General features: G+C 58.6%; 3 protein-coding genes. All 3 read right to left on the minus strand.

What is annotated here, in order from left to right; translation table 11 throughout:
- Positions 1-143: 143 nt before the first annotated feature.
- Genes ENZ74_RS33105 through ENZ74_RS33115 form a run of 3 tightly spaced genes read right to left on the minus strand, consistent with a single transcriptional unit; the run spans position 144 to position 873 of the window.
- Positions 144-371: a DUF680 domain-containing protein gene (locus tag ENZ74_RS33105; RefSeq protein WP_013532449.1), complete on the minus strand. Its 228-nt coding sequence runs from the start codon at positions 369-371 to the stop codon at positions 144-146.
- A 47-nt stretch (positions 372-418) separates the two neighbouring features.
- The gene (locus tag ENZ74_RS33110) at positions 419-622 is read right to left on the minus strand and encodes a DUF680 domain-containing protein (protein WP_013532450.1); all 204 of its coding nucleotides are present in this window, start codon (positions 620-622) and stop codon (positions 419-421) included.
- 47 nt (positions 623-669) lie between these two features.
- A complete protein-coding gene (locus tag ENZ74_RS33115; protein WP_013532451.1) occupies positions 670-873 on the minus strand; it encodes a DUF680 domain-containing protein in 204 nt (67 codons plus the stop codon).
- Positions 874-910 lie beyond the last annotated feature (37 nt).

The following is a 910-nucleotide window of genomic DNA, read 5'->3' on the forward strand; positions in this document are numbered from 1 at the left end:
TTCGTCAACATAAATTGAACCAGCTGGTTCGATTTACGATCGGCGCTCCGACACCGATGCCGTCGGCCGAAATCCTGCTCATGCATAAAAAACAAGAGCGGCGGGCAAGGCCCACCGCTCTTTGTGGTCGCAGACTTCAGAAATCAACGACCCCAGATGCCCTGACCCGACTGAGCCGGCACGTTGGCATTGGCATCACCCTGCGTCTTTACGGACTTCGGGATCGAGCCGGTGTGCGTGGTGTCGATGTCGGACACGGACTGGTTCGCAACAGGCTGGTTGGCATTGTAAGAGCCGTAGTTGTCGCTGCCGGCAAAAGCGGTGCCCGTGGCAACGAGGATGGCGGCGGCGGTGAGTGCGATCTTGGTCATTTTAGTTACTCCTGAGTTCAATGTTGGGTCGATATCGGCAGTCGCGATTAGCGGCCGAAGAGGTTGCGGTCAGCGCCCTGCGAAGCGGGGGCCTGGACGGTTTGCGTCGACTTGGAGATCGAAGCAGTGGCCGACTGGTCGACGGTGACGGCAGGCTGATTGGCGTTGGCCGAGCCATAATTGTCGCTGCCGGCAAAAGCAGTGCCCGTGGCAACGAGGATGGCGGCAGCGGTAAGAGCGATCTTGGTCATTTTAATTACTCCTGAGTTCAAGTTTGGGTCGATATCGGCAGTCGCGATTAGCGGCCGAAGAGGTTGCGGTCAGCGCCCTGCGAAGCGGGGGCCTGGACGGTCTGCGTCGACTTGGAGACCGAAGCGGTGATCGAATGGTCGACAGCGACGGCAGGCTGATTGGCGTTGGCCGAGCCATAATTGTCGCTGCCGGCAAAAGCAGTGCCCGTGGCAACGAGGATGGCGGCGGCGGTAAGAGCGATCTTGGTCATTTTAATTACTCCAGTATTTGTCATGTCCGTCTAGTGG

The organism is Mesorhizobium sp. M7A.F.Ca.CA.002.15.2.1 (genome assembly GCF_003998715.1).
Classification (GTDB): domain Bacteria; phylum Pseudomonadota; class Alphaproteobacteria; order Rhizobiales; family Rhizobiaceae; genus Mesorhizobium; species Mesorhizobium ciceri.

Coding starts and splice junctions, on each gene's coding strand:
- ENZ74_RS33105 (WP_013532449.1), bottom strand. CDS start 371: ATGACCAAGATCGCACTCACCGCCGCCGCCATCCTCGTTGCCACGGGC.
- ENZ74_RS33110 (WP_013532450.1), bottom strand. CDS start 622: ATGACCAAGATCGCTCTTACCGCTGCCGCCATCCTCGTTGCCACGGGC.
- ENZ74_RS33115 (WP_013532451.1), bottom strand. CDS start 873: ATGACCAAGATCGCTCTTACCGCCGCCGCCATCCTCGTTGCCACGGGC.